Here is a 19,510-nt window from a genome sequence, read left to right as displayed (position 1 = left end):
ATCGGACAATGCTGCTTTGTCCCCTGGTCATTGCCCCCAAACAAATCCATATGTATAGGCAGTTGCAAATGCAGCAGCGAGTTTTGTTACGCCGAGACCATTGTCTACGAAAGACACAACGGTAGCCGACACCACGGGCCCACCTTCGGACGCCGACAGCGCTGCCACCGTTTCTAAAAAGACCTCTGAAAACAGTCCAACACCATCATTCAGGGCTCTCAGATAATTACCGTTATGCCCCTCCGCGTTGATTTTCCAGGCCGCCTTAAATTTAAGTAGGAAATTTGCAACCACTTCTGCAGTCGGCGCGACTGGCCCAAAGCCATAGGCGGCGTACGCTTTCGTCAAAAGATCGGAAATTTCGCTCTGTACGACTTCATTGTCGAAGGCGTAAGCAAGCGCGATAGAGTTACGTTTATCCAAATAACTTTGTTGGGCACCGGTGAAGAGAAAATCTATTGGAGCCACGCTCGGTGTCGAAGCGGCTCCAGTCGAATAGGGTGGATAAATCAAGGATAAGATTTGCGCTTGAGCTGCTGGATCCTGCACGACAGGAAAAAGAATCGCTGGCGTTGGCGGGGGCGGCGCACTCGAAATCACCGAGAACGCTCCATCAACATAGCTGATGCTGTAATTTCCCAATCCCGATCCCTGCGCGTTCGACGCAGTAATTGCGTATGGGCTTCCTGTGACAGTCGCATTCGCTGGAGCACCTGGACTTGAGAGCGATACGGAACTCACTGTGTCGCCATTGACAAGTCCGCTCGCCGAGAACTCCTGGCCGCTGAACGTGAACGGAGCGCCGAATTGCTTCGATTGATTGTCGGCCGTGATGGTGAGTGGCGCCGGATTCACAACAAGCGAGCCCGGTGCATACGTGATCGCGTAATTGCCAAGCCCGGAGCCAATCGCGTTCGAGGCATCGATTTGATACGGGCCACCCGCAACCGTTGCGGTCGGCAACGCCCCTGCACTCGACAAGCTCACGGAAGAAACGCTGTCTCCGTTCACTAATCCGATGGTCGTGAACTCCTGGCCGGTGAAGTTGAGCGTTGCGCCGTACGTTTTCTGCAGATTGTCGGCGCTGATCGTTAGAGGCGCGGGCATGATGGCAAGAGCGGTTGCGTTGCCTGGATCCTGCGCGAACACGTAATTGCCGGTCGGCGTAAGGCCGGAGCCGGTGATGGCGTAATTGCCGACGCTTGAGGATGACGTCGCCGGCGTTGTGAATGTTAGCGTTCCCGTTGTGGCCGTCGCCAAGCTGTCGCCCGGCAGAAAGCCGATCACTGTGCCTGTCAGGCTCGGCAGGTCCTGCCCATATTGGACGCTCTGAGAGCTAGCGACATAGTACAAGGTGACAGGCGTGCCCGCCGCGCCGGACAAGATGGTAGCCGGTGCTGCGGCAGCAGCCTGCCATAGCAGGAATGGGTAGCCGGCATTTGTCGTACCATTGATGCCCCACGCGGCCGAGCTGAACCCCTGCGGTAGGCCAGATTTGAGCTGTACCGTCGAAAGTCCCGCATAGTTAGCGCCAACGCTATTGGCATAGACCGATCCGATACTGGTTGCCTGTCCGGTAGATTGAATATCCCAATAAGAGTTCGTTATCGGCCCTACAGGGCTACACCCAGGAGAGGACGAATAGCATGCGCTACCGCTTCCAACGAGTCCACCCGTCCCATTACCCGATACCAGACCGGTCGCAAATGTCTGATCGATAGCCCCCCCGTTAGTCGAGTTGTTCAGTCCAACTAGGCCACCGGTGCCGTTGGCAGTGTTACCAAGAACGTTCCCCGTGGCGTATGACCTTTTGATTACTCCGTTGAATGCGTTTTGGCCAACCAGCCCGCCAGTAGCGCCGCCAAAAAGCGATTGGTTGCTGACGTTCACGCCGGAATATGAATCAACGATCATTCCGCCATTGACCGCCACGAGCCCGCCAACTGTGCCCCCGACACTCGATCCAACATTGCCAGTAGCATAGCTATCGATGATCGTTCCCTTGTTAATCGACCCAGCGAGCGACCCGACATAGGGAAGCGAACTTGTAACTGTAGATGCGGTATTCGCGATGACATCAACGTCCAACAGACCCACTTGAACAACTTTGCTAGTCGGCCCGAGAACTCCAAAAAGTCCAATATATGATCCTGAAGAATTTATCGTCAGCTGGTCAATCGTGTATCCCTGACCAAACAGTGTCCCGAGAAACGTGCTTGTCCCATTCCCAATCGGCAGAAACCCTATTCCGCCATTCCACGTCGCTGTTGCGCTCGCGTCGATATCCTTGCCGAGCGCGTAATTACCGCTCAGATTCTGCTGAATGTCCTGCAGATCATTGACGTCGTTGACCAGCATGTAGGCGGTGAGCTGCCCTGATACGGCACCGTTGATAACGATGTAGGGCGTGTAATCTGTCGGAGAGCTGTATCCCCCAGCCGGATTGTAGAAGACTGACACGATGCCCATGCTGTCGGAGTAATCAACCTTTCCTGTTCCCTGAAACGATATGGATCCCGTTCCGCTGCCGGTATCGTCGGCGCGCATAACCAGATTGCCCGTGCTCGTGTTCGAGATCGTTACGCCATTGAGAACGGTGATGTTGCGGTTGGCGCTCAAAGTTAGCGTGTTGGCATTGTTCCAACTGACGCTCTCGGCGACGGTGATGTCGCCGGCGTCGGTCCCCGCCGCGCTGGTGTTGACGATTACGTCCGAAGTCGCCAGCGCCGCCTCGATAGCTGCTGGCGTCACCACCCACGCGCCCGAGCTGCCGATGGTGACGTCCTTAGGATCGAGCAGCAGCGTTCCGCGCTCGCCGTTCGGGGCATCAAGATCGACTTGGCCGCTGAACCCGAGCTTGTCGTGGCTCGACGTCTCGACAAAACCGCCGTTTCCGAACAATGTGCCGCCGCGCGAGATAGCCGCACCGTTAAAAACAGTATCGTCATCGGACCAGACGACGACCTTGCCGCCATTGCCCGCGCCCACGGCCGAAACATCAATCGTCGACGAGGCATCAATGGCAACTGCGGAAGCGGTGGGGATTTGCTGCGGTTCAAGCGCCGCCGTGGTGTTGCCGGCAACGGCAGGGTTAGGGATCCCGCCGCCGGTGTCGCCACCGATCAGGACCTTGCCACCGCCAGCGTCTCCGCCGGCATCGATGCTCGCGCCGTTGAGGGCGATGCTCTCGCCCGTGACTTGCACGGTGCCGCCGGTCTCGCCTTTGCTTTTGCCCGAAACGTCGAGCGTGCCGGATACCAACACTTTCTGCGTCCGCGCAGGCGAATGCTTGCTCTTGGCCGTTTGAGCGCCCAGCACAATCCTGCCATTCTGCACGCCGACCGACTGCGCTTCGACGACACCGGAATTGTTGATGACGCTGTCGACCAGAGCGCGCGCCGTCACGGCGGTCATCGCGACCGTGCCGCCCTCGGCTGAGAGCTTGCCGCGGTTCTTGACGAGGCTTTTGATCGGTTTGCCGGTCGCAACATCGATCACCTGCGAAGCGATCGCGTCGTTGAGAGAGAAGGTGATGAGATTGTCGCCGTAGAGATCAAGCGTGAAGCCATTGGCGGAGGCCAGCGCTACTTTGCCGAGGCGAGCAGTGATGACGCCGTCGTTGCGCACGGCGGGAGCGACCAGTGCGGCGATGCCGGTATCAGCGATGGTGATCGTGCCTTCATTGACGATGGACGCCTTTGGGTTCCCGGGGATGCCAAACTTGTAACGACCAGCAAGGAAGTCGTCGTTCGTGATGTCGTGCGTCGTTGCCAGGAAGGCGGCGGTGTTGATCTTGGCGCTCGGGCCAAAGATGAAGCCTTCGGGATTGACCAGGAAGATGCGGCCGTTGGCCGACAACGAGCCGAAAATGCTCGACGGGCTTTTGTCGCCGGTGACGCGGTTGAGTGCCACGGCAGCCGCATTGGGCTGAATGAACTTCGTCGTCTCGCCAGGTGCGATGTTAAAAGACTGCCAATCGATAATGGCGCTCTGACTTAATTGATTGACGATGACGCCCGGCGTTTCTTGACCCTGGATCGTCGCGGCGCCGCCGACTACATGCCCTCCCGCCGGATTGGCGTGCGCCGCGACCGTCAACGCTCCACCCGCTGCAAGCGTCGCAACCCCGATCAGAAAGCGGATGTAAGGGGACGTCGCGCGCATGGTCATCCTTTTTCCCTAATATCTGACCGTCAGCTCGGCGTGCCCGCGCCAGTCGTGCGCGATATCGCCGGCGATGCTTTTGTCCGCCTCGACTGAGGCCGAGACCTTGTCCTGCCATCCGAGGCGCACCCCACCGCCGGCCGAGCTTCCCCATTCATCATGTGGAATGCGCGCCGACGTCGTGATCCGGTCGACGAAACCATGATCGACGAAGCCGAACAGCTGCGTGCGCGTGAAGACGTTATCTGGAATGGCGAGGTCGTAGCGCAGTTCGGCGAGCGACGTGACGCAGTTGTCGCCGACAATGGTCGATGGATCGAAGGCGCGGCCAAAGATTTTGCCGCCGTAGCTGCATTGCTCGACGACGAGAAGGGGGTCGAACGCATATTGCCCGTAGATCATTCCGTAGAGGGAAAGTCCCGGCTTGATCATATTGAGTGGCTGCGCACGGGAGATAGTCGCCTCTATTTTTGTAAAGTCGACGCGACCGCCGAGTCGCGATGCGTAGGGGTTATCGTTGCTCGTGCTGCCGAGACCCTCGATCCCCTGGCTCACTGTCGCTTCGACGAGGTTGATACCTCCCCATGTGTCTGCGCGATCGTAGTCGACGCGCGCCCTGAACCCGCGCAACCGATCATCGGTGAACAGCGCACTCAGGGCGTCGCTCTTGACATCCTCGGTGAAGGCGATGCCCGAAAAGGTCAGGTTCTCGTCGCGCGAGCGAATGATGGGATAGGCAAGCGTGGCGTTGAACAACAAGCCGTCGCTGTTGTACGCGATCGTTTGCAGCGCTCCGAGGCCAGGAATGCCGGTGTTATACGACCCGTCGAACGTGAACGTGAGACCTTCGGAGTTGAGCACCTGCCGCCATGTTCCCTCCCAATACTGGAGCTGGTTGGTTGACGGCACGGCGGTCGCGTATCTCATCGACAGCGCCTCGTGCAGCCCCAACCAGTTGTTGGCGGTGCCGGAAACGATCGCTTCCCAGGGTCCGCGCCCCTTAGAGCCCCAGTTGTCGACGCTGGCTTCCGCAGAAACAGGCTTGGTCGCTGCCGACACGATGAGGGTCGATGCCTTCGCGTGCAAACCGGAAGGCTTGAAGGTCGATGAGAATGTCAACCCTGGCAGGTCGCTCGCCAGAAGCAGATAGCGCTCGATGACTTTGATGTTGGCCGGACGCGATTCGACGATGCGGGCTTCGTAGTCCGAGAAGAAATCGCGGTAGCGCTGCTTAAGGCTAGCCGGCCAGACCACGGCGTCGACATAGCCCTCGACAATCTCGATGCGGATGACAGCGCCGTTCGGTGACAGTGACTGCGGCGGCACGACGGCGCGCGAGAGGACGTAGCCATCCTCGCCATAGCGCGCGGTGATGCGGGCAGCGAGGGCGTAGATCTCAGACAGCGCGATCGGATGACCGGTCAGCGGCGCCGTGAGATCTGAAAAATCGCGGGCGCTGTAGATGCTCGAGCCGGTGATCTCGAACCGGCGAACCGTCAGCTTGATGTGCGCCGCATTGGCCGGAGCGATGGTTGACGGAAGTTCGATTCCGCCGGCGCGCGGCAGGGATTTCGGCTGCGGCGCTTCCTGGAAGCGCTGCGGTATGCGCCCGGCATTATCCGACGGGGGGACGGCTTGGGCAAAAACCTGCTCAGGCAACACTGCCGCCAATAATGCGGACACGCAAAACAGCGCGAGCCTGCCGCTACTTGGCATGACAGCTCACTCCCCCACTTTTCAAGTGCGTGTCGCGCAATAATTCAGTATAGAAACGATGAGCAACACCGATTTTCGGTGCTAGGGGATGAATTCGGTGTTCTGAGGATGGCTGGACACAACAAGGACGTCGAAAGCAGACGGATTTCGCGGCGCGTCAGACGTATGCTGCCGGCAGACGCTCCGACTGTCGCATCCTGGATCATTGCAGAACGGCCGGTGCCCTCAAACCTGGCGCTCGATTTGGCTGAGCTTTTGTATCGTTTGATCGGCGAAGAATGTTTGCTTGGCTCATGCATCGAAGCGACGCGTTCGCCGTCACCAGTGTGGTGTCTAGAAGCTTTTGGAGTATCCGGCTTTTTAGATGATCGCTATGCCCTATCCTATTGTCAAGACCCACATCCATGGTTGGCGTTAACGTTATTTAGCGAGGCGCACGATAACCATCCTGTCGCTGGTCTCCTTAATCACTCTCAGATAGCGGCTGGCAATGCGAACGGTGGCCTCAGCCTCGTGCCACTGCTCTGGATCCAACGGCCAATCGATGCGAGCGAAGCAAGCGGCCGGGAACTGTCCATGCTTGGCCAGCAGACGCTTATTCGCTCGCATCGCGGATACCGACTCAATCGAATTTTGAAGGAGGTGCCCGCCGCAGCTTTACCTATGTTTTTGGCCGGCGGCTTTCTTCAACTCCGCAAGATTCCAGCAGGAACTCTCGCGCCTTTTCTTAGAATGACGGCACCAGATGAGCGAGTGCTCGTTGGTTTATCTAGAGAAGACGTTGAACGCGGGGACCCGGGCTCTGCGATTGCGTGGCTCTTCACTGGCAACAGGCCAGTTTGCCGCTTTACGCGCGCCGAGCAGAGCGTCCTGCTAGGCGCAACCGAGGGCCTCATTGATCAAGAAATTGCAACCCAACTCAAAATAAGCGCGAACGCCGTGAAAGAGCGTTGGCGGTCGATCTACGAGCGTGTCGAAAGTGTGTTACCGCACGTTTTCACTCAGGTTGCGATCAACTCTGAATCTCGTGGTCCCGAGAAGCGCCGCCGCGTACTTGCCTACATCGACGATCACCCAGAGGAGTTGCGCCCTTATAGTGGATGATCTCGCGGTAACGTGCGCCGGCAAGAATTTCAATATCGCCCGGCGAATGTATGATACCTCCAGCATTGCGCTCACTATCCACACCACGCAAACTCTCGATCATTATTTTTGATAAGGCGTGCTACCCTTCTTGGCATGCGCCGCCTCAAGCGCTCGATGCAACCGCGTGCCATTGGGGTGCTCATTAACGTTATGCTCAGGCTCCTAACTACAGCTTCGTTGGCAATGCCGCTTAGCGCAATCGCGGCCTCATGCGATCCGCAAAAGCAATTATGCAATCCTATCGGTGTGAGTTCGATCTCGGAATTCGTCCAGCGGGTCTTGGAGGCGATGGTGCGGCTCGGCATCATCGTCGTCGCGCTCTTCATTCTGATCGCCGGCTACATGTACGTCTCGGCGCGCGGCAACGCCCAAAAGCTCGGCGAGGCGCATGAGAACTTCAAATACGTGATCTACGGCGCTGTCCTCATTCTCGGCGCGTGGGTGATTGCAACGGTGATCGGCGGGACCATCACCCAGATACTTGGCCAATGATGAGTCAAGCAGGCATAATCAAGCATTTTGCAAAGCGTCGTATGAGAGCAATCCTTCAAGAAAGCCCAACTAATAAGGAATATCCATTCCGAGGCTGCCGGGGTTGCCATTCATATCGTAGCCATTAATCCGAATACGAGCCGCATTACCGCCGAACGGATTAGGCGCAACGCTAACATAGTCGACTGATTTCACGCAAAGCAGACGCTGACTTGCCACGACTTTTTGCACTTGGTCATGTGCCGAAACCTTATAGGAAGGAGCAAACCAAGGGCCTCCATTATAGTTCGGTTCTGGCTTGCAGTCGGCTAGGGCCTTCTGCTTGCGCTGCGCGATGATATTCGCTTGACGTTGAGCGTCCTCCTGCGCCTTTACAGCCGCAGCTTTTGCGGCGATGTCTCTCTGCTCCCATTGGACCCATTTTGGAAGGGCCGAAGAGATGTCCCACACGCCCGTTGCAGCTTTCCACGTGCCGGTAGCGACCGGCGTTACAGAATTGCCGCTCTCATACACAGTAACGCCCACTTCGGTGACAACACACTCCGCTGCAGCGGTCTGAAACGCATAGTCGAAAAGCTTTTGCATAGCACCCTGCTTCAGCAGAGCGTGCCAGTTACGCAGATAGATTTCCTCACCAATGATGTGCCCGCCAGGAATTACGGAGCAGCCCGACACACCATTGAGCTCAACGTCAGGCTCTGCATCCCCAGGACGCAATTCCTTACCGAACCCCAGGCACGGGGCCGGCCAACTGATCAAGCACAACAAGGCGGCCACGTGCATTCCGCGGTACATGTATTACTCCATTAGAACGCACTGGCCTGCGTTAGCGTCCGAGATCGATACGTCTATCCCGCAGGTTCTGAGCCCAGCCCTCTACTAGCCTTAGCCGAGAAATGATCAACACCGATTTTCGGTGTCTCCTGGCAAGTCAGCAGTGCGCCTGCGACATTGCATGACGCGGTGGATCGCAACTGGCGAAGCGCGAGATCTTTCTCCATTCGAGTCATGGCAGCCAGCGGGTATGGACATTGTCTGAAGAGACAAGACGATGTTAGCGCGGCCGTATGCCGGCTCCCCAACTAGTTTCGCCAAGCTTCGAGACGCGCAGAACGATTGAGCCGGGTGCGGCGATGCCTTGTCACCCTGCGGCTGCTCGACTGGGCCTGTAGCCGAAGCAATGCGCGTTATGATCGAGACTACTTAAAAACGCTGGTCGCGATAATCGGGACCTTAGGCGGCGGCTCGCGGGGGTCGATGCTGAAGGCAAGGAATTGGCGCCCGGTTCGGCTTGTCCAAGAAGAAGACGGCACGCCACCGGCGAGTTCTTGGTGCATTTCTCGCGTTAGCGGCGTCCGAGCCTCTACGCTCGCAGCGCGAAAAAATTCCTTTCCGCGCAGGCTGATTCCGCCGCTCACGGAACTTTGGCTCGCGGTGTGCCAGACTCGCTGCCGACGGGTCGACGATTTGTACTGCGCCACGGTGACGAAAAGCTCGTTCGGCCGAAACTCAGGCAGGATAGTGTCAACCTTTTCGCCCTCCGACAGCGGGATGGACCGCACCCTCGGGCAGATCAGGGTGTCTTGTTGCGCGATCTTGACACTCGCGATATAGGCGCGAAAGACATCTGTGAGATCACGCAGCTCACTGTAAGCATCGGCATACTTGGCAGAGCGCGCGTTTACGTCCCGTGCCAAAAGATCGAGATCAGGGCTTGTCCCGGGGAGATCTTCGCCGGACACGCTGTCGTGACGACGGACGAACATTTTTGGATACACTTCGGACAGGTCGGTAACATCCCCGCTGACATAAAAAGCCGACCTTTGTAATGGCATGGGGGGCGGCTTTTCATCGATGTATCCACGCGCCCTGAGCACAGCATATAGACCGGGATTTTTGCTCCGCTCTAAAGCCCGTCCGCTACTGACCGCTTCCGGTTGCGCTGGCGCGTTGGCCTGAGGTAGCAGGTCAAACCACAAACGGAACCCGCCGAGGCTTTGCACCTCCCGCGTCTCGCTATTGAAAAGGCTGCGTGCTGCACCCCTGAGATCCGGTGCCACATAGCCCGGAATAGCACGCACCCGTAAAGGCCGATTTGTGTCAAGGACTGCCGCTCCGGCAGTCAGCTCCTTCAACAGGACATCCGCTTTATAAAGGATTTCGCCAAACCGCGTCTGCCGCAGCCATTCGGGATGAAAGACGAGCCGTGCTCTGAGGTCGGGATACTCTTGCGCAAGCTCCGACCATAATTCCGGCAACTCTCGTCGGACCGAGATCGTCGTGCTGCTGAACCCGTCTTCTTTCGGCTCGGTACGAAATCTGTCCTTAAGCCGCTCCCAGATGGTACTCATGGCATCGGTGCTCTCGTTCATCCAAGCAGTTCCGTTGACGGGATCGAGGCTGAAGTACGGATCTGTTGTCCCGCAAGCGAGCCGTAGCGAGGTTAGAAAAGTGGCCGCGTCCAACCTCGTATCGTTGTCCTTTGCGCCCGACAGGACGATGCGACCGTCCCTATAGGCCAATCCTTGGAGATCCAATTTGAAAGCCATTCGCTCAGCCGCGGCGCGACTGAGCGCGACGCCCCCGACTCCGTACTGCGGAGCGACACCCGAAATATGGGCCGCGATCTCCGCGAACTGATTTGACCCCGCTGTAGAAGTCCCCGATCCCGACGTCGCCGCAGGCGGCGCAAACGTGCTCGTAGATTGATATCGGTATGGATTCGACACCGATGGACCCGAGCCTGAGAGCGCAGAGGACGTCGTCGCGCCTGGACCTAGGGCGACGTTTGCCGTCACGTTCGGATTCAACTTCACCGGCCCGCCCGGGAACGATGATGAGCTTGACGATGTGGGGGACGAAGGCGGCGTCACCACTTGCGTCGTGCCATTGTAGTAGCGCTTCCTGTCGAACTCATTGAAATAGGTCCCGTCCGAAGGAACCGGCTGTTGCGCGCCCGGCGGCGTCGCTACATAGGACTCCATCGAGGCACCCTGCGGACTATGTGCGATCACCTGACGCGCGTCGGTCGCGAGAGGATACGAGGCACTACAAGCGATATCCAAACCGACATAACCCGAGGCATCGCTGATTGTCTGGCTGTAGGGACAATCCGCTGCATCTGCAGCGCTTGCGACACCGCCGACGACGAGAGCCAAACACAGAGTTCTCAACATGCCATCTCTCCAATCGGCACCCGTGCTTAGTGGGAAATGTCGAGATTGGCGACCTTGCCGGCCTGCACTTGCCGTTCGAGAGACCCACAAATGCGAGCAATCTCGTTTGCCGGTTTTCTGCCGAATTCGCCTTTAAGCTTGTCTCGCGACGTCGTCAGACAGTCACTGGCGCCTTGCCGTCCTTCGAGCGCATCAGCGACGGCTTGGGCCGTCTGACTGAGGCGCAAGCCCGGGCATTGGGCCACCACTGCCGTAAGAACCCCGACCGCACGTGCTCGCTCGCAGTCGGTGGGCGCCGAAACAACGGCCGGCTGCGATGCAGAGTGGATTATCTGGCGCCGGAATTCTCCGATGATTTCCTGCGCCCAAACCTCACCGGCTTCCTGGATCCGCGCGTTTGCGAATACGCGTGTCTGGCGGTAGACGGACGCAAATACCGGGTCGTCAATATCGAACTTAGTATCGGGGTAAGCCGTCATCAGCTGCACGAGCAATACGGGCGGGGTCGGCGCCAGATCCTGCGGTCCCGGAAAAACCACGTCGCCGTTTTGTAGCGCTCGCAAGTACGCAATGACCGCGACATACTCTTTACGGCTAACCATCAGCTCCGCGATCCGTTGTTCCTCTTGGACGACGCCTTGGAAATCGCTGATAATGTCGCCGATGTTGACTGAGCCTTGCGTTTTGGCACGCGCCTTTGCCTGCAGAGCGATCTCGTCGTAACCGCTTGCGAATAATCGCGTAAAGCCGAGTTGCTTAGCTGCCTCCTCGCCCGTGATTGCCCAATTGAAGACGAAACGTCCCGCCTTCAGGCCGGCGAGATAGGTCGTCATCTCCTGAACCGGTTCGCCATAATCGTGCTCTTTAGGCGCATTTGCCGGTGCCAGTTTAGGCTGCACGCGAGGCTCCGATGCGGCGGTCGGCACCGCGTGACTGACATCGCCGAACGCATGCGTAGCCGGCGTATTTCCGTAATATTCGGTCCTGCCTGGAAATACTGGCGCGGCCGTTTTTTCGGCCGGCTCGCGATCCGCCATCGAATGTGTCGAGGTTATCAAAATCAGTTGACGCGGCAAGTCTCTGGCGATGACAGCGACGACAACGCCGATCCCAAGCAAAGCGAAACCAAACCAAAGACCAAATGAAAACCTTCCCGTCTTGCGCGCCGTGGGACGAGCAGCGGGTTCATCTGACTCGATTTGCAGCGCAAATGAGGTACCTCCCGAATGCGGTATGGGGGGCGGCCGACAACCCGATGCGCTCTCGCCAGCTGGGCTCGATGGCGGCTTCGTCACCGACCCCTCATCTATTGATAAAGCTGTGGAGTTTTTTGCCTCCGAAGACACCGTTGCACCCACTCGTCACACGCAATGAGCACGTCGCTTGACATCGCTATTGCACGAGTTCGCTCTGTGATATGCTTTCGTTATTCCAGCACCTATGCGCGCACTGGCGATCTGTACCATATTCTTCATGTTCACGTTCATCTCTCTCTACGTCCTGTTCCGCCCATTTCCCTTCGACATGGCCAATCTGGATTCACCTCCCGTCGGAAGCTTTGAATGTTTCGGAACATTCTCGACATTCACGGCCGCTGTGACCGTCAGGATTTTCCTATCACATGGGCGCTTTCGCGCCGATGCCACAAACTTGGCAGCACCGCAGATGGCCGTGCACGATGTCGAGCAGGACGGGCGACTCTATGCGTGGAGCGACGGCGCGGAGCGCGGCGACGTGATTCCGGCAAGGGGTGCCTTCAAAGCGACCCCCGCCAATGAATTGCCGGACCCGATCGTCGAGTGCCATCGCGTATTCTATCTCGATCCGCATCTCTTTGATCTGCCCAATAACGTCCATTTCGAGAGTCTATCATTATAGCCATTGCTTTCTGGGGACTCTCGACCAAGGAATATTGGCAAACTCGGTTGCTCCACCCATGGTCAGTGCAATGAGCAAAGGGTCGGACGCCACTCATCAAAAGAGGTGATTGGCAACAAACGAGCAACACCCAATTTCGGTGTTTACTTCGACCGGAAGATGGATATTCGAACTCGATCGAAGCCGCAGGCCGAGACCAGGACTCGGCTTGCGAGAGCGCGGTCGCCGCCGGCGAGGCGCCCGCCGTTGCATCAGGCGAGCGACATTCTATATCTCGCCGCATGTGCGGACGCATCACGCAGAAAAGCAACGCGAAGAAGCTCGGCCTTGGTCTTGCGAGCGCCGACCACGTTGTGCCAGGCGTCGCTCCGCCGCGCTACAATGGCTCGCCTGGACAGGAGCACTGGGTGATCCGCGAACAACCGGAGACGCACGCGTATTCGCTCGACCGCCTCTGGTGGGGCCTCATTCCGCACTGGTGCAAAGATCCGCAGGGTGATCGCAAACCGATCAACGCCAAGGCCGAGACGATCGCGTCACTCCCCTCTTTTCGCGACGGATACAAGAAGCGTCGCTGCCTCGTCCCAATCGACAACTTCTTCGAATGGAAGGCGATCAAGGGCGCCTACAAGCAACCCTACGCTATCGGCATGAAGAGCGGCGCGCCGTTCGCGCTCGCTGGCATCTGGGAGAACTGGAAGCGGCCGAGCACAGAGGAATGGGTGCGCACGTTCACGATTATCACGACGGAAGCGAACGATCTCATGCGTCCGATTCACGATCGCATGCCCGTCATCATTGGACCGGCCGACTACGCCCGCTGGCTCTCGCCCGACGAGCCGGACCCGCGTGATCTCTTACGGCCTTACCCTGCCGAGCCGATGACGATGTGGCCGATCTCGTCGCGCGTGAACAAGCCGGTCGATGATGATCCGGAGATCCTTGATGCCGTGGGCATCTAGCACCCCTAATCGGCCTGCAGTTCTCGATTCTCAAAGCGCAAAAGCGAGTTGATCGAGCGTAAGCAGTACCTGGAGCGCGCCGACCTTGGTGTAGGTTGCGGGCGCAGCCATACCATGTCCTACGGCATGTCTGGAACTCGCATGCGCCAAGCCCACGCTCGGATCGAAGTGCGCGAAAGGTCGATCCCGCAGGTATTTCGCAAAACTCGCAGGTAAGAGCAAAGATGAAGGCGACCCAGCTTTCCGCTCAGCTGACGCGACGGCAAATTCAAGCAAGGTTTCGATCTTAGCGCCGGTCCCGTGAATTGCCTGATATGCTTCCCTCAAGACACCTTCTATCTCGGTCAGCACCGTCTTCATCACCGCGATTGGATCGTCCGCAACGAAGCTCCTCATTGCGGAGCGAAGCACAGCCTCTCGAGATGCCAACGCAGGCCTGCTTAGCCAGCGTTTAAACATTCGATCGAGACGTGCCTGATCAAATGATGCCAGGACTTTTGCTTCAACGTCAGTGAGGTTGAATTTTGCTTCACATGCCTCGGCTATAGCCGGAAATTCGCTCGTGATTATCTCCGCAAAGGGGAACCACCCAGCTCCGGTCAAACTCGCGACTACCTGTTGGTTGTCTATCGTGTCGAAGATATGCCGATACTTGAGGTTGCGGAGCAGCGCGCCAAGGGATCGGTTCATGGCGACCTCGGAGAACTCTCGGCCCGGATTAAAGTCGAAGAAGAGCCCAAAACGCCAATCCTGCCGAAACAGGACCACGACCTTGTCTTCCTTCTCGAACTTGACGCATGGGAACGCCATCTCTGCGATATCGACAATGTCGCTCTCGAGGACAGGGCTACCTGCATCGAAGTCTCGCTTCGCCAGGACCTTGACGGCCACGGCCGCAGTGTCGACCCAAAGTTCGGCAGATTTGTCCCGCTTAATGATGAGCAGTACGGTTGCCGCGCACTGCAAATCAATCGGTGTCCCGGCTAAGGCACTATAGTGTTGGATCGTGCGCGCGAGCCCGCCGGCCATCTTGTGAAATGATGGTTCATCAGAGGTGATCGAGAGGCGGGTCCAGATCTTGATCGTCTCGCCAGGTCGCGCCGCTTCCACGGCGAAACCATCGAGTTCTACGTTCGACAGCTGTATCGGCGTTCCGAGATTTTCCGCTATCAGGCCGGGCATCGGCTCTGCCGCTCCGATCTGGTCCATCCCCGGCGCGGAACTGTGCATCTCTTCGCTCATTCTGATATTTTACTCGAATGGACTTTCAAAAACCCAGCAGTGCATTAGCATCGAATGTGATTTCCTTGACCCCGTCGTCACTATCTTGAGCAGAAACTTCCGCCGGCGATATCCGTCGAACTGTTGGCGATCTCGTCAATCGCCTCAATCTAATATCGGCTCTAGAGAACGGACGCGGGCCCCATCAGAAGGTGCGCTTCTCACGCCGACCGGTAATTAATAGCCGGTTTCAGGCAGCGCACCGCTGCCGTCATTCCTTTGGTACTTCTTTCAAGGGGATCCCGCGAGCGACGTAACGAAACACCTGCATAAACTCCGGTGTCAGCGAACCACCACTGCCAGTGCGCTCGAATATGACCTGGTGAGGAGTAACCGTGCGCACCGAGTGGCCTGGGATGACCAAAGCCGAGGAGAGCGCCCAGTGCACGGGCTTCGATGCGACTGCCGGCAACGTCGGCTATCTGCGCGAGGCCTACCACGGCGGGCCCTACGTGACGAAGTACCTCGTCGCCGAGGCGTTCGACGGCGGCTCGGCCGCGATAGCGGCCGCGACGCTGCGGGAGCGCTTGCCGACGGCCGTCCTCATGCACCTCTACCGCGAGCACCGGCTCTATGGCGGCGGCAAAGACCCGGGCCGCATCGACCTCGACGAGCTCCCGAACGCGCTGCAGGCCGTGTTTACGCAAGAAGTCGGCGACGAGACGCACGAGGACTTCGCGGCGGCGCTCAAGCCCGAGAGCATCGAGACGGCCGAGGGCCTCATCGCGGAGCGGATGCTCCCCGCGACCGCGCTCTCGTTCGTGGACTTCGTGGCGCTCTGCGAGCGCATGGAGCGCGAGACCGGCGAGGCGTGCACGATAGTCGCGTCATACTAGTATGACTGCGCACATGCCCGCCTTCTGCTCGGTCGCCGGCTGTGCGGAGGAGGCGACGCGCTGGTTCGCGGCGGCCGACCTCTGGGGATTAGGCTACCCGCTCCCGACGTTCTACCTCTGCGACGGCTGCCGCGACTGGTTCTCGCCGGAGGACGACCTGGTGCGCTGGCTCGACCCGCTGTCGCGCCGCATCCGCACGACCGAGCTTGCCGTCTACGCCTGCGCGGACGGATGCAGGGAATGCAATCCTGAGGGCTGATAACTCGACCGGCACTCCCACCCCCTCGCTGTTGTCCGAGGGGGCGCGGGAGGGACTGACCCACCATCCCCCTCCATCCACCCAGAGCTAAGCTCTTGACTCCGCGAAGGATGGTCATGCGTCCTAAAGCTGGATATAGCCCAAGTTTGCCAGACGGAATGTCAGGGCCTGAGTGCTGACTTTGTATTTCTTCGCGAGGCGATCCAAGACGCCACTATCTCCCAATATATCCAGGGAGACTCCCTCCAGGTCCTTCGCGAGAAAAATAGCGGGCATTAGAAGCTCTGCTGCGAAAAGGTTGGCCTCTCGCTCATCCTGATCCTCTCCTCGAGAGGATTGCTCATTCCTCAAGTTGATCGCCAGTGCGCCTCGGCCTTGATCGAGATGAACCATCTCGCCTTTGTGCAAGAGAAAATGGCCGAGTTCATGAGCGATCGTGAATCGCTGGCGATGTGGGTGATGGGCCTTGTTGGCTCCGATAACGCTACGCTTATTCTTGCCTGGCTCTCGCACGAGAAATCCTGACAGCTCGTCGTCCACTTCATCCAGGGAAAGTTTGATTCCGTAGGATTCGACGATCTTCTCGACGGGGACAGCCCCATGGCTGATCCGATGCTTCGCAAGAAGTGCTTCCACCATCTCACGGATGAGCTTTCTTCGTACCGCCATAGCCCTTCCTATTTTTTCTTGCCTTCTGAGGCTGTCGAAAGCCTGATCCATTCAACCGCATTCTGTGGCTTGTCGCGTAGCAACGCGTCCATCTTGTCCGAGGGCGGTATGAGCTCCGACACCGGCACCTCGAGCGCGCTCGCGATGTCGACCAGAGTATGCAGATAGACCTGCTGTCTGCCCTTTTCGATGTTGATGATCGACGTGCGGGTCAGCCCCGTTCTTTTGGCGAGGTGATCCTGAGTGGCTCTGCCGTTGCGCGCCTTGGCAATGAGACGGCCGACCTCGGCGTAGAATTGTCGGTTCTGATCTCCGCGCGTCCGTCTCATGCAGCCTGATTCGCTTTTTTCTCTTACACGTCATCCTGGTCGACGTGTCGTCAAAAGTCAAATGGTGATGACTGTCAATAACGATGACGTTTTAGAAAACTTACCAAAAGTTGACATCGAGCGCGCCCGACCGTACGCTTAACCATGTCGCGATCGAGTCTCCCCCCGGTCGCCGCGTTACTCGATCGAGGAAAAACCATGGCTGAAAAACACGAGTCCAAGCTCATCATTAACAAGAAGGAGTACGAGTGGCCTCAGCGCGTGATCACCGGAACCGAGATCAAGGTGCTCGCCAACTCTCCGGCGGACTGGGTGGTCAATGAGATCGTTCCCGGCCCTGGCGGCGATCCTGAGATCTCCAACGATCAGAAGGTCGACCTCGACCAGCAGTCGGAACCGAAGGGGATCAAGAGGTTCACCACGCGCAAGGCGACGACGTCGCCGGGGGCAGCATGACCTTCCTGCCACATGACGATGTCGAGTTCCTCTCAAGCAAAGCGCTCATCTACGAACTCAAGGATGTAGGCGGGCAGCGGGGCATCGTGTTCCCAGGTCTGAGCTTCGAGGGTAATCTCTATTGCACTAACGAGCAAAGTCAGCTCGTTCGCTGCGTCTCGTGCGACGTGCTGATCCGCATTCCCAGCGGTTACGCGACGACGAAACTCGACAGCTTCTACACCTCGCCGGTTCTGCGGCGGCCTGACAATTCCTTTCCCAACTGCGCGACGGGAGAGGAGACGCACTTCGGCCGACAATGGCAGTTCTGGTCGCGTCACCTCGACAACAGCGATTGGAGGCCGGATATCGACGGCCTTCACACTTTCCTCAATTACGTTTGGAACGAGTTGAGGCGCGCATGACCCGTCACACCCTGACAATGCGCGAGGATCAGCGGGCGGCGCTCGCGAAAACCCTGCTGCGCGATGCAGACGAGTACGCGGCTCTTCTATTCTGCGGCCGCTCTCGGACCGTGGATCCCTGGACTGGCCTGCCCCAAGAGCGCTACCTGGTCCGGGAGCTCGTCGAGGTCGATCCGTCCGCATTCCACAGCCGGTCGCCCGAGGGCCTGACGTGGTCCACCACCCCTTTCTTTAATTGCCTCAAACGCGCCGAGATCGAGGACTTAGCCGTCGCGGTCGCGCACTCCCACCCAAGCGGGCCACTCGCCTTCTCCGCGCAAGATGACGTCGCTGAAAAGGAGTTGTTCCGTATTGCGTTCGACCGGCTCAACAGCGAACGGCCCCATCTCTCGATCGTGATGAATGGAAAAGAGGATCTTGTCGCGCGTGCGTACGGACCCGACCTCTCTCCCGTTCCCGTCGATCTCATACGGTCGTTCGGAGACCGCTGGCGCTTCTGGCCAGCATCCGCCCCCGCGGCTGCTCGGCACCTTGACCGGCAACAGCGCGCCTTTGGGCGCGATTCAACTGCCGACCTTCAGAGCCTACGAGTGGGCGTCGTTGGATGCGGCGGAACCGGCTCGGCGGTTGTCGCTTTGCTGGCCCGCATTGGCGTCGCGCATATCGCGCTGTTTGATTTCGACCGCATCGAGGAGACCAACTTGAATCGCGTCCACTTCTCAACGCGAGCGGACGCGATCGTTCGTCGCCGCAAGATCGAAGTGATCGCCGAGGCGCTCGGCGAGATGGGTCTCCAGTCCTCGGTCGTGAGCATCCCCTATGATGTCACTGACGCTCGCGCACGCGACGCTTTGCTCTCGTGCGATATTGTCCTCGGCTGCACCGATGATCATTCGGGACGGAATATCCTCAACAGGATCGCCCATTTCTATCTGATACCGGTGATCGATCTCGGGCTTCTGATAGAGCCTTCGAAAGACGCTTCCGGATACGATGTATTTGACGGTCGAGTGACGGTCATCCAGCCTGGCGCTCCGTGCCAGGTTTGCAGGGGCCTGATCAGCACCGACAAGCTCTTCGCCGAATCGCTTATGCGGACCAACCCTCAACTCTATGAGCAGCGCAGGCGTGCCGGCTATGTTCCATCGCTCAACGAGCAGAACCCCGCCGTCGTCACCTTCACGACCGAGGTCGCGACGATGGCCGTCAATGAACTTTTCCAGCGCCTCACCGGTTTTCGCGGCGAGAACGGCCACGCATATGAGCGAGTGCGACGCTTCGATGAGCTCAAGGACACCGATACCATCCCGGCCGGAAGATCCCGGCCGGGCTGCAAGCTCTGCGATCGCCGAATCTACGATGGCAGAGGCGACTGCACGCCGTTCCTGGATATCGCACCATGATCATCATGCCGGAATGGATAGCGTCGCTTTTGGAGCAGTTCGCGCTCATTCCGAGACGGGAGTTCCGCGTGTGCAGCGTTCCGGAGGGGCCGGAGGAACATGAGCTTGAGCGCGGCATCATCTACAAGGAGGTGCGCGACGGTTATCCCAAGTGGGCGCACCTTCTTTGCCCGCGCTGCGGCGAGCACATCCAGATACCCTTGGCTGGGCCTAAGTCCTGGCGGATAACTACGGACTGGCTACGCCGAGCGAGTATCTACCCTTCGATCTGGCAAACTGGCAGCTGTCGGGCCCACTTCTTCATCCGTAAGGGTGCAATCCTGTGGTGCGCTGACTAAG

General features: G+C 58.5%; 18 protein-coding genes. 10 read left to right on the top strand and 8 right to left on the bottom strand.

Annotated elements, in window-relative coordinates:
- Positions 1-27: 27 nt before the first annotated feature.
- Both HYPDE_RS04060 and HYPDE_RS04055 read right to left on the bottom strand, forming a co-directional pair.
- Entirely contained in the window at positions 28-4,170 is a 4,143-nt protein-coding gene (locus HYPDE_RS04060; RefSeq protein WP_015597095.1) for an MBG domain-containing protein, read from the bottom strand.
- Positions 4,171-4,179: 9 nt separating this feature from the next.
- A complete protein-coding gene (locus HYPDE_RS04055; RefSeq protein WP_015597094.1) occupies positions 4,180-5,880 on the bottom strand; it encodes a ShlB/FhaC/HecB family hemolysin secretion/activation protein in 1,701 nt (566 codons plus the stop codon).
- Between the two features lie 165 nt (positions 5,881-6,045).
- Here HYPDE_RS04055 and HYPDE_RS19050 point away from each other — a divergent pair, with 165 nt between their 5' ends.
- Both HYPDE_RS19050 and HYPDE_RS19045 read left to right on the top strand, forming a co-directional pair.
- Entirely contained in the window at positions 6,046-6,984 is a 939-nt protein-coding gene (locus HYPDE_RS19050; protein WP_144061187.1) for a helix-turn-helix transcriptional regulator, read from the top strand.
- A 288-nt stretch (positions 6,985-7,272) separates the two neighbouring features.
- Entirely contained in the window at positions 7,273-7,518 is a 246-nt protein-coding gene (locus HYPDE_RS19045; RefSeq protein WP_144061186.1) for a pilin, read from the top strand.
- A gap of 69 nt (positions 7,519-7,587) precedes the next feature.
- On the opposite strand, the gene HYPDE_RS04035 is transcribed toward HYPDE_RS19045, so the two are convergent.
- The 3 genes from HYPDE_RS04035 to HYPDE_RS04025 all read right to left on the bottom strand — a co-directional run bounded on the left by HYPDE_RS04035 (position 7,588) and on the right by HYPDE_RS04025 (position 11,731).
- Complete coding sequence (locus HYPDE_RS04035; protein WP_144061185.1) at positions 7,588-8,313, bottom strand: hypothetical protein; 726 nt, start codon at positions 8,311-8,313, stop codon at positions 7,588-7,590.
- A gap of 404 nt (positions 8,314-8,717) precedes the next feature.
- A complete protein-coding gene (locus HYPDE_RS04030) occupies positions 8,718-10,694 on the bottom strand; it encodes a hypothetical protein (protein ID WP_144061184.1) in 1,977 nt (658 codons plus the stop codon).
- A gap of 26 nt (positions 10,695-10,720) precedes the next feature.
- Positions 10,721-11,731: a hypothetical protein gene (locus tag HYPDE_RS04025; protein WP_144061183.1), complete on the bottom strand. Its 1,011-nt coding sequence runs from the start codon at positions 11,729-11,731 to the stop codon at positions 10,721-10,723.
- Positions 11,732-12,167: 436 nt separating this feature from the next.
- On the opposite strand from HYPDE_RS04025, the gene HYPDE_RS04020 reads away from it, so the two are divergent.
- Positions 12,168-12,572 (top strand): hypothetical protein, encoded by a 405-nt coding sequence (locus tag HYPDE_RS04020; protein WP_015597088.1) that lies wholly within the window; start codon positions 12,168-12,170, stop codon positions 12,570-12,572.
- 281 nt (positions 12,573-12,853) lie between these two features.
- On the top strand, positions 12,854-13,534 hold the full coding sequence (locus tag HYPDE_RS04015) for an SOS response-associated peptidase (protein WP_015597087.1): 681 nt from the start codon (positions 12,854-12,856) through the stop codon (positions 13,532-13,534).
- Positions 13,535-13,564: 30 nt separating this feature from the next.
- Here the strand turns inward: HYPDE_RS04015 and HYPDE_RS04010 are convergent, their stop codons facing one another.
- Positions 13,565-14,776: a hypothetical protein gene (locus tag HYPDE_RS04010; protein ID WP_015597086.1), complete on the bottom strand. Its 1,212-nt coding sequence runs from the start codon at positions 14,774-14,776 to the stop codon at positions 13,565-13,567.
- A gap of 395 nt (positions 14,777-15,171) precedes the next feature.
- Here HYPDE_RS04010 and HYPDE_RS04005 point away from each other — a divergent pair, with 395 nt between their 5' ends.
- Positions 15,172-15,651, top strand: coding sequence for a hypothetical protein (locus HYPDE_RS04005; protein ID WP_144061182.1), 480 nt, complete (start codon positions 15,172-15,174; stop codon positions 15,649-15,651).
- Between the two features lie 13 nt (positions 15,652-15,664).
- Positions 15,665-15,910 carry a hypothetical protein gene (locus tag HYPDE_RS04000; protein WP_144061181.1) on the top strand — a complete coding sequence of 82 codons (246 nt, stop codon included), beginning with the start codon at positions 15,665-15,667 and terminating at the stop codon, positions 15,908-15,910.
- 123 nt (positions 15,911-16,033) lie between these two features.
- Here the strand turns inward: HYPDE_RS04000 and HYPDE_RS03995 are convergent, their stop codons facing one another.
- Both HYPDE_RS03995 and HYPDE_RS03990 read right to left on the bottom strand, forming a co-directional pair.
- Positions 16,034-16,630 carry an ImmA/IrrE family metallo-endopeptidase gene (locus tag HYPDE_RS03995; protein WP_081625083.1) on the bottom strand — a complete coding sequence of 199 codons (597 nt, stop codon included), beginning with the start codon at positions 16,628-16,630 and terminating at the stop codon, positions 16,034-16,036.
- The gene (locus HYPDE_RS03990) at positions 16,588-16,908 is read right to left on the bottom strand and encodes a helix-turn-helix domain-containing protein (RefSeq protein ID WP_015597082.1); all 321 of its coding nucleotides are present in this window, start codon (positions 16,906-16,908) and stop codon (positions 16,588-16,590) included. Before HYPDE_RS03990 ends, HYPDE_RS03995 begins: the two co-directional genes overlap by 43 nt.
- 198 nt (positions 16,909-17,106) lie before the next feature.
- On the opposite strand from HYPDE_RS03990, the gene HYPDE_RS03985 reads away from it, so the two are divergent.
- The 4 genes from HYPDE_RS03985 to HYPDE_RS03970 are packed head-to-tail and all read left to right on the top strand — an operon-like array spanning position 17,107 to position 19,509.
- Complete coding sequence (locus HYPDE_RS03985) at positions 17,107-17,364, top strand: multiubiquitin domain-containing protein (RefSeq protein ID WP_041319950.1); 258 nt, start codon at positions 17,107-17,109, stop codon at positions 17,362-17,364.
- On the top strand, positions 17,361-17,768 hold the full coding sequence (locus tag HYPDE_RS03980; RefSeq protein ID WP_015597080.1) for an E2/UBC family protein: 408 nt from the start codon (positions 17,361-17,363) through the stop codon (positions 17,766-17,768). The genes HYPDE_RS03985 and HYPDE_RS03980 overlap by 4 nt, the downstream gene beginning before the upstream one ends.
- A complete protein-coding gene (locus HYPDE_RS03975; RefSeq protein WP_015597079.1) occupies positions 17,765-19,171 on the top strand; it encodes a HesA/MoeB/ThiF family protein in 1,407 nt (468 codons plus the stop codon). Before HYPDE_RS03980 ends, HYPDE_RS03975 begins: the two co-directional genes overlap by 4 nt.
- A complete protein-coding gene (locus tag HYPDE_RS03970) occupies positions 19,168-19,509 on the top strand; it encodes a DUF6527 family protein (protein ID WP_015597078.1) in 342 nt (113 codons plus the stop codon). Before HYPDE_RS03975 ends, HYPDE_RS03970 begins: the two co-directional genes overlap by 4 nt.
- Position 19,510: the final 1 nt, after the last annotated feature.

It is taken from the genome of Hyphomicrobium denitrificans 1NES1, assembly GCF_000230975.2.
Lineage (GTDB): Bacteria > Pseudomonadota > Alphaproteobacteria > Rhizobiales > Hyphomicrobiaceae > Hyphomicrobium_B > Hyphomicrobium_B denitrificans_A.
This window is presented reverse-complemented; position numbering and strand designations above follow the sequence as displayed.

Bases quoted from the DNA above. Each gene is read 5' to 3' on its own strand.
- HYPDE_RS04060 (WP_015597095.1), bottom strand. From the start codon at position 4,170: ATGACCATGCGCGCGACGTCCCCTTACATCCGCTTTCTGATCGGGGTT.
- HYPDE_RS04055 (WP_015597094.1), bottom strand. From the start codon at position 5,880: ATGCCAAGTAGCGGCAGGCTCGCGCTGTTTTGCGTGTCCGCATTATTG.
- HYPDE_RS19050 (WP_144061187.1), top strand. From the start codon at position 6,046: ATGCTGCCGGCAGACGCTCCGACTGTCGCATCCTGGATCATTGCAGAA.
- HYPDE_RS04035 (WP_144061185.1), bottom strand. From the start codon at position 8,313: ATGTACCGCGGAATGCACGTGGCCGCCTTGTTGTGCTTGATCAGTTGG.
- HYPDE_RS04030 (WP_144061184.1), bottom strand. From the start codon at position 10,694: ATGTTGAGAACTCTGTGTTTGGCTCTCGTCGTCGGCGGTGTCGCAAGC.
- HYPDE_RS04025 (WP_144061183.1), bottom strand. From the start codon at position 11,731: ATGGCGGATCGCGAGCCGGCCGAAAAAACGGCCGCGCCAGTATTTCCA.
- HYPDE_RS04020 (WP_015597088.1), top strand. From the start codon at position 12,168: ATGTTCACGTTCATCTCTCTCTACGTCCTGTTCCGCCCATTTCCCTTC.
- HYPDE_RS04015 (WP_015597087.1), top strand. From the start codon at position 12,854: ATGTGCGGACGCATCACGCAGAAAAGCAACGCGAAGAAGCTCGGCCTT.
- HYPDE_RS04010 (WP_015597086.1), bottom strand. From the start codon at position 14,776: ATGAGCGAAGAGATGCACAGTTCCGCGCCGGGGATGGACCAGATCGGA.
- HYPDE_RS04005 (WP_144061182.1), top strand. From the start codon at position 15,172: ATGACCAAAGCCGAGGAGAGCGCCCAGTGCACGGGCTTCGATGCGACT.
- HYPDE_RS04000 (WP_144061181.1), top strand. From the start codon at position 15,665: ATGCCCGCCTTCTGCTCGGTCGCCGGCTGTGCGGAGGAGGCGACGCGC.
- HYPDE_RS03995 (WP_081625083.1), bottom strand. From the start codon at position 16,630: ATGGATCAGGCTTTCGACAGCCTCAGAAGGCAAGAAAAAATAGGAAGG.
- HYPDE_RS03990 (WP_015597082.1), bottom strand. From the start codon at position 16,908: ATGAGACGGACGCGCGGAGATCAGAACCGACAATTCTACGCCGAGGTC.
- HYPDE_RS03985 (WP_041319950.1), top strand. From the start codon at position 17,107: ATGGCTGAAAAACACGAGTCCAAGCTCATCATTAACAAGAAGGAGTAC.
- HYPDE_RS03980 (WP_015597080.1), top strand. From the start codon at position 17,361: ATGACCTTCCTGCCACATGACGATGTCGAGTTCCTCTCAAGCAAAGCG.
- HYPDE_RS03975 (WP_015597079.1), top strand. From the start codon at position 17,765: ATGACCCGTCACACCCTGACAATGCGCGAGGATCAGCGGGCGGCGCTC.
- HYPDE_RS03970 (WP_015597078.1), top strand. From the start codon at position 19,168: ATGATCATCATGCCGGAATGGATAGCGTCGCTTTTGGAGCAGTTCGCG.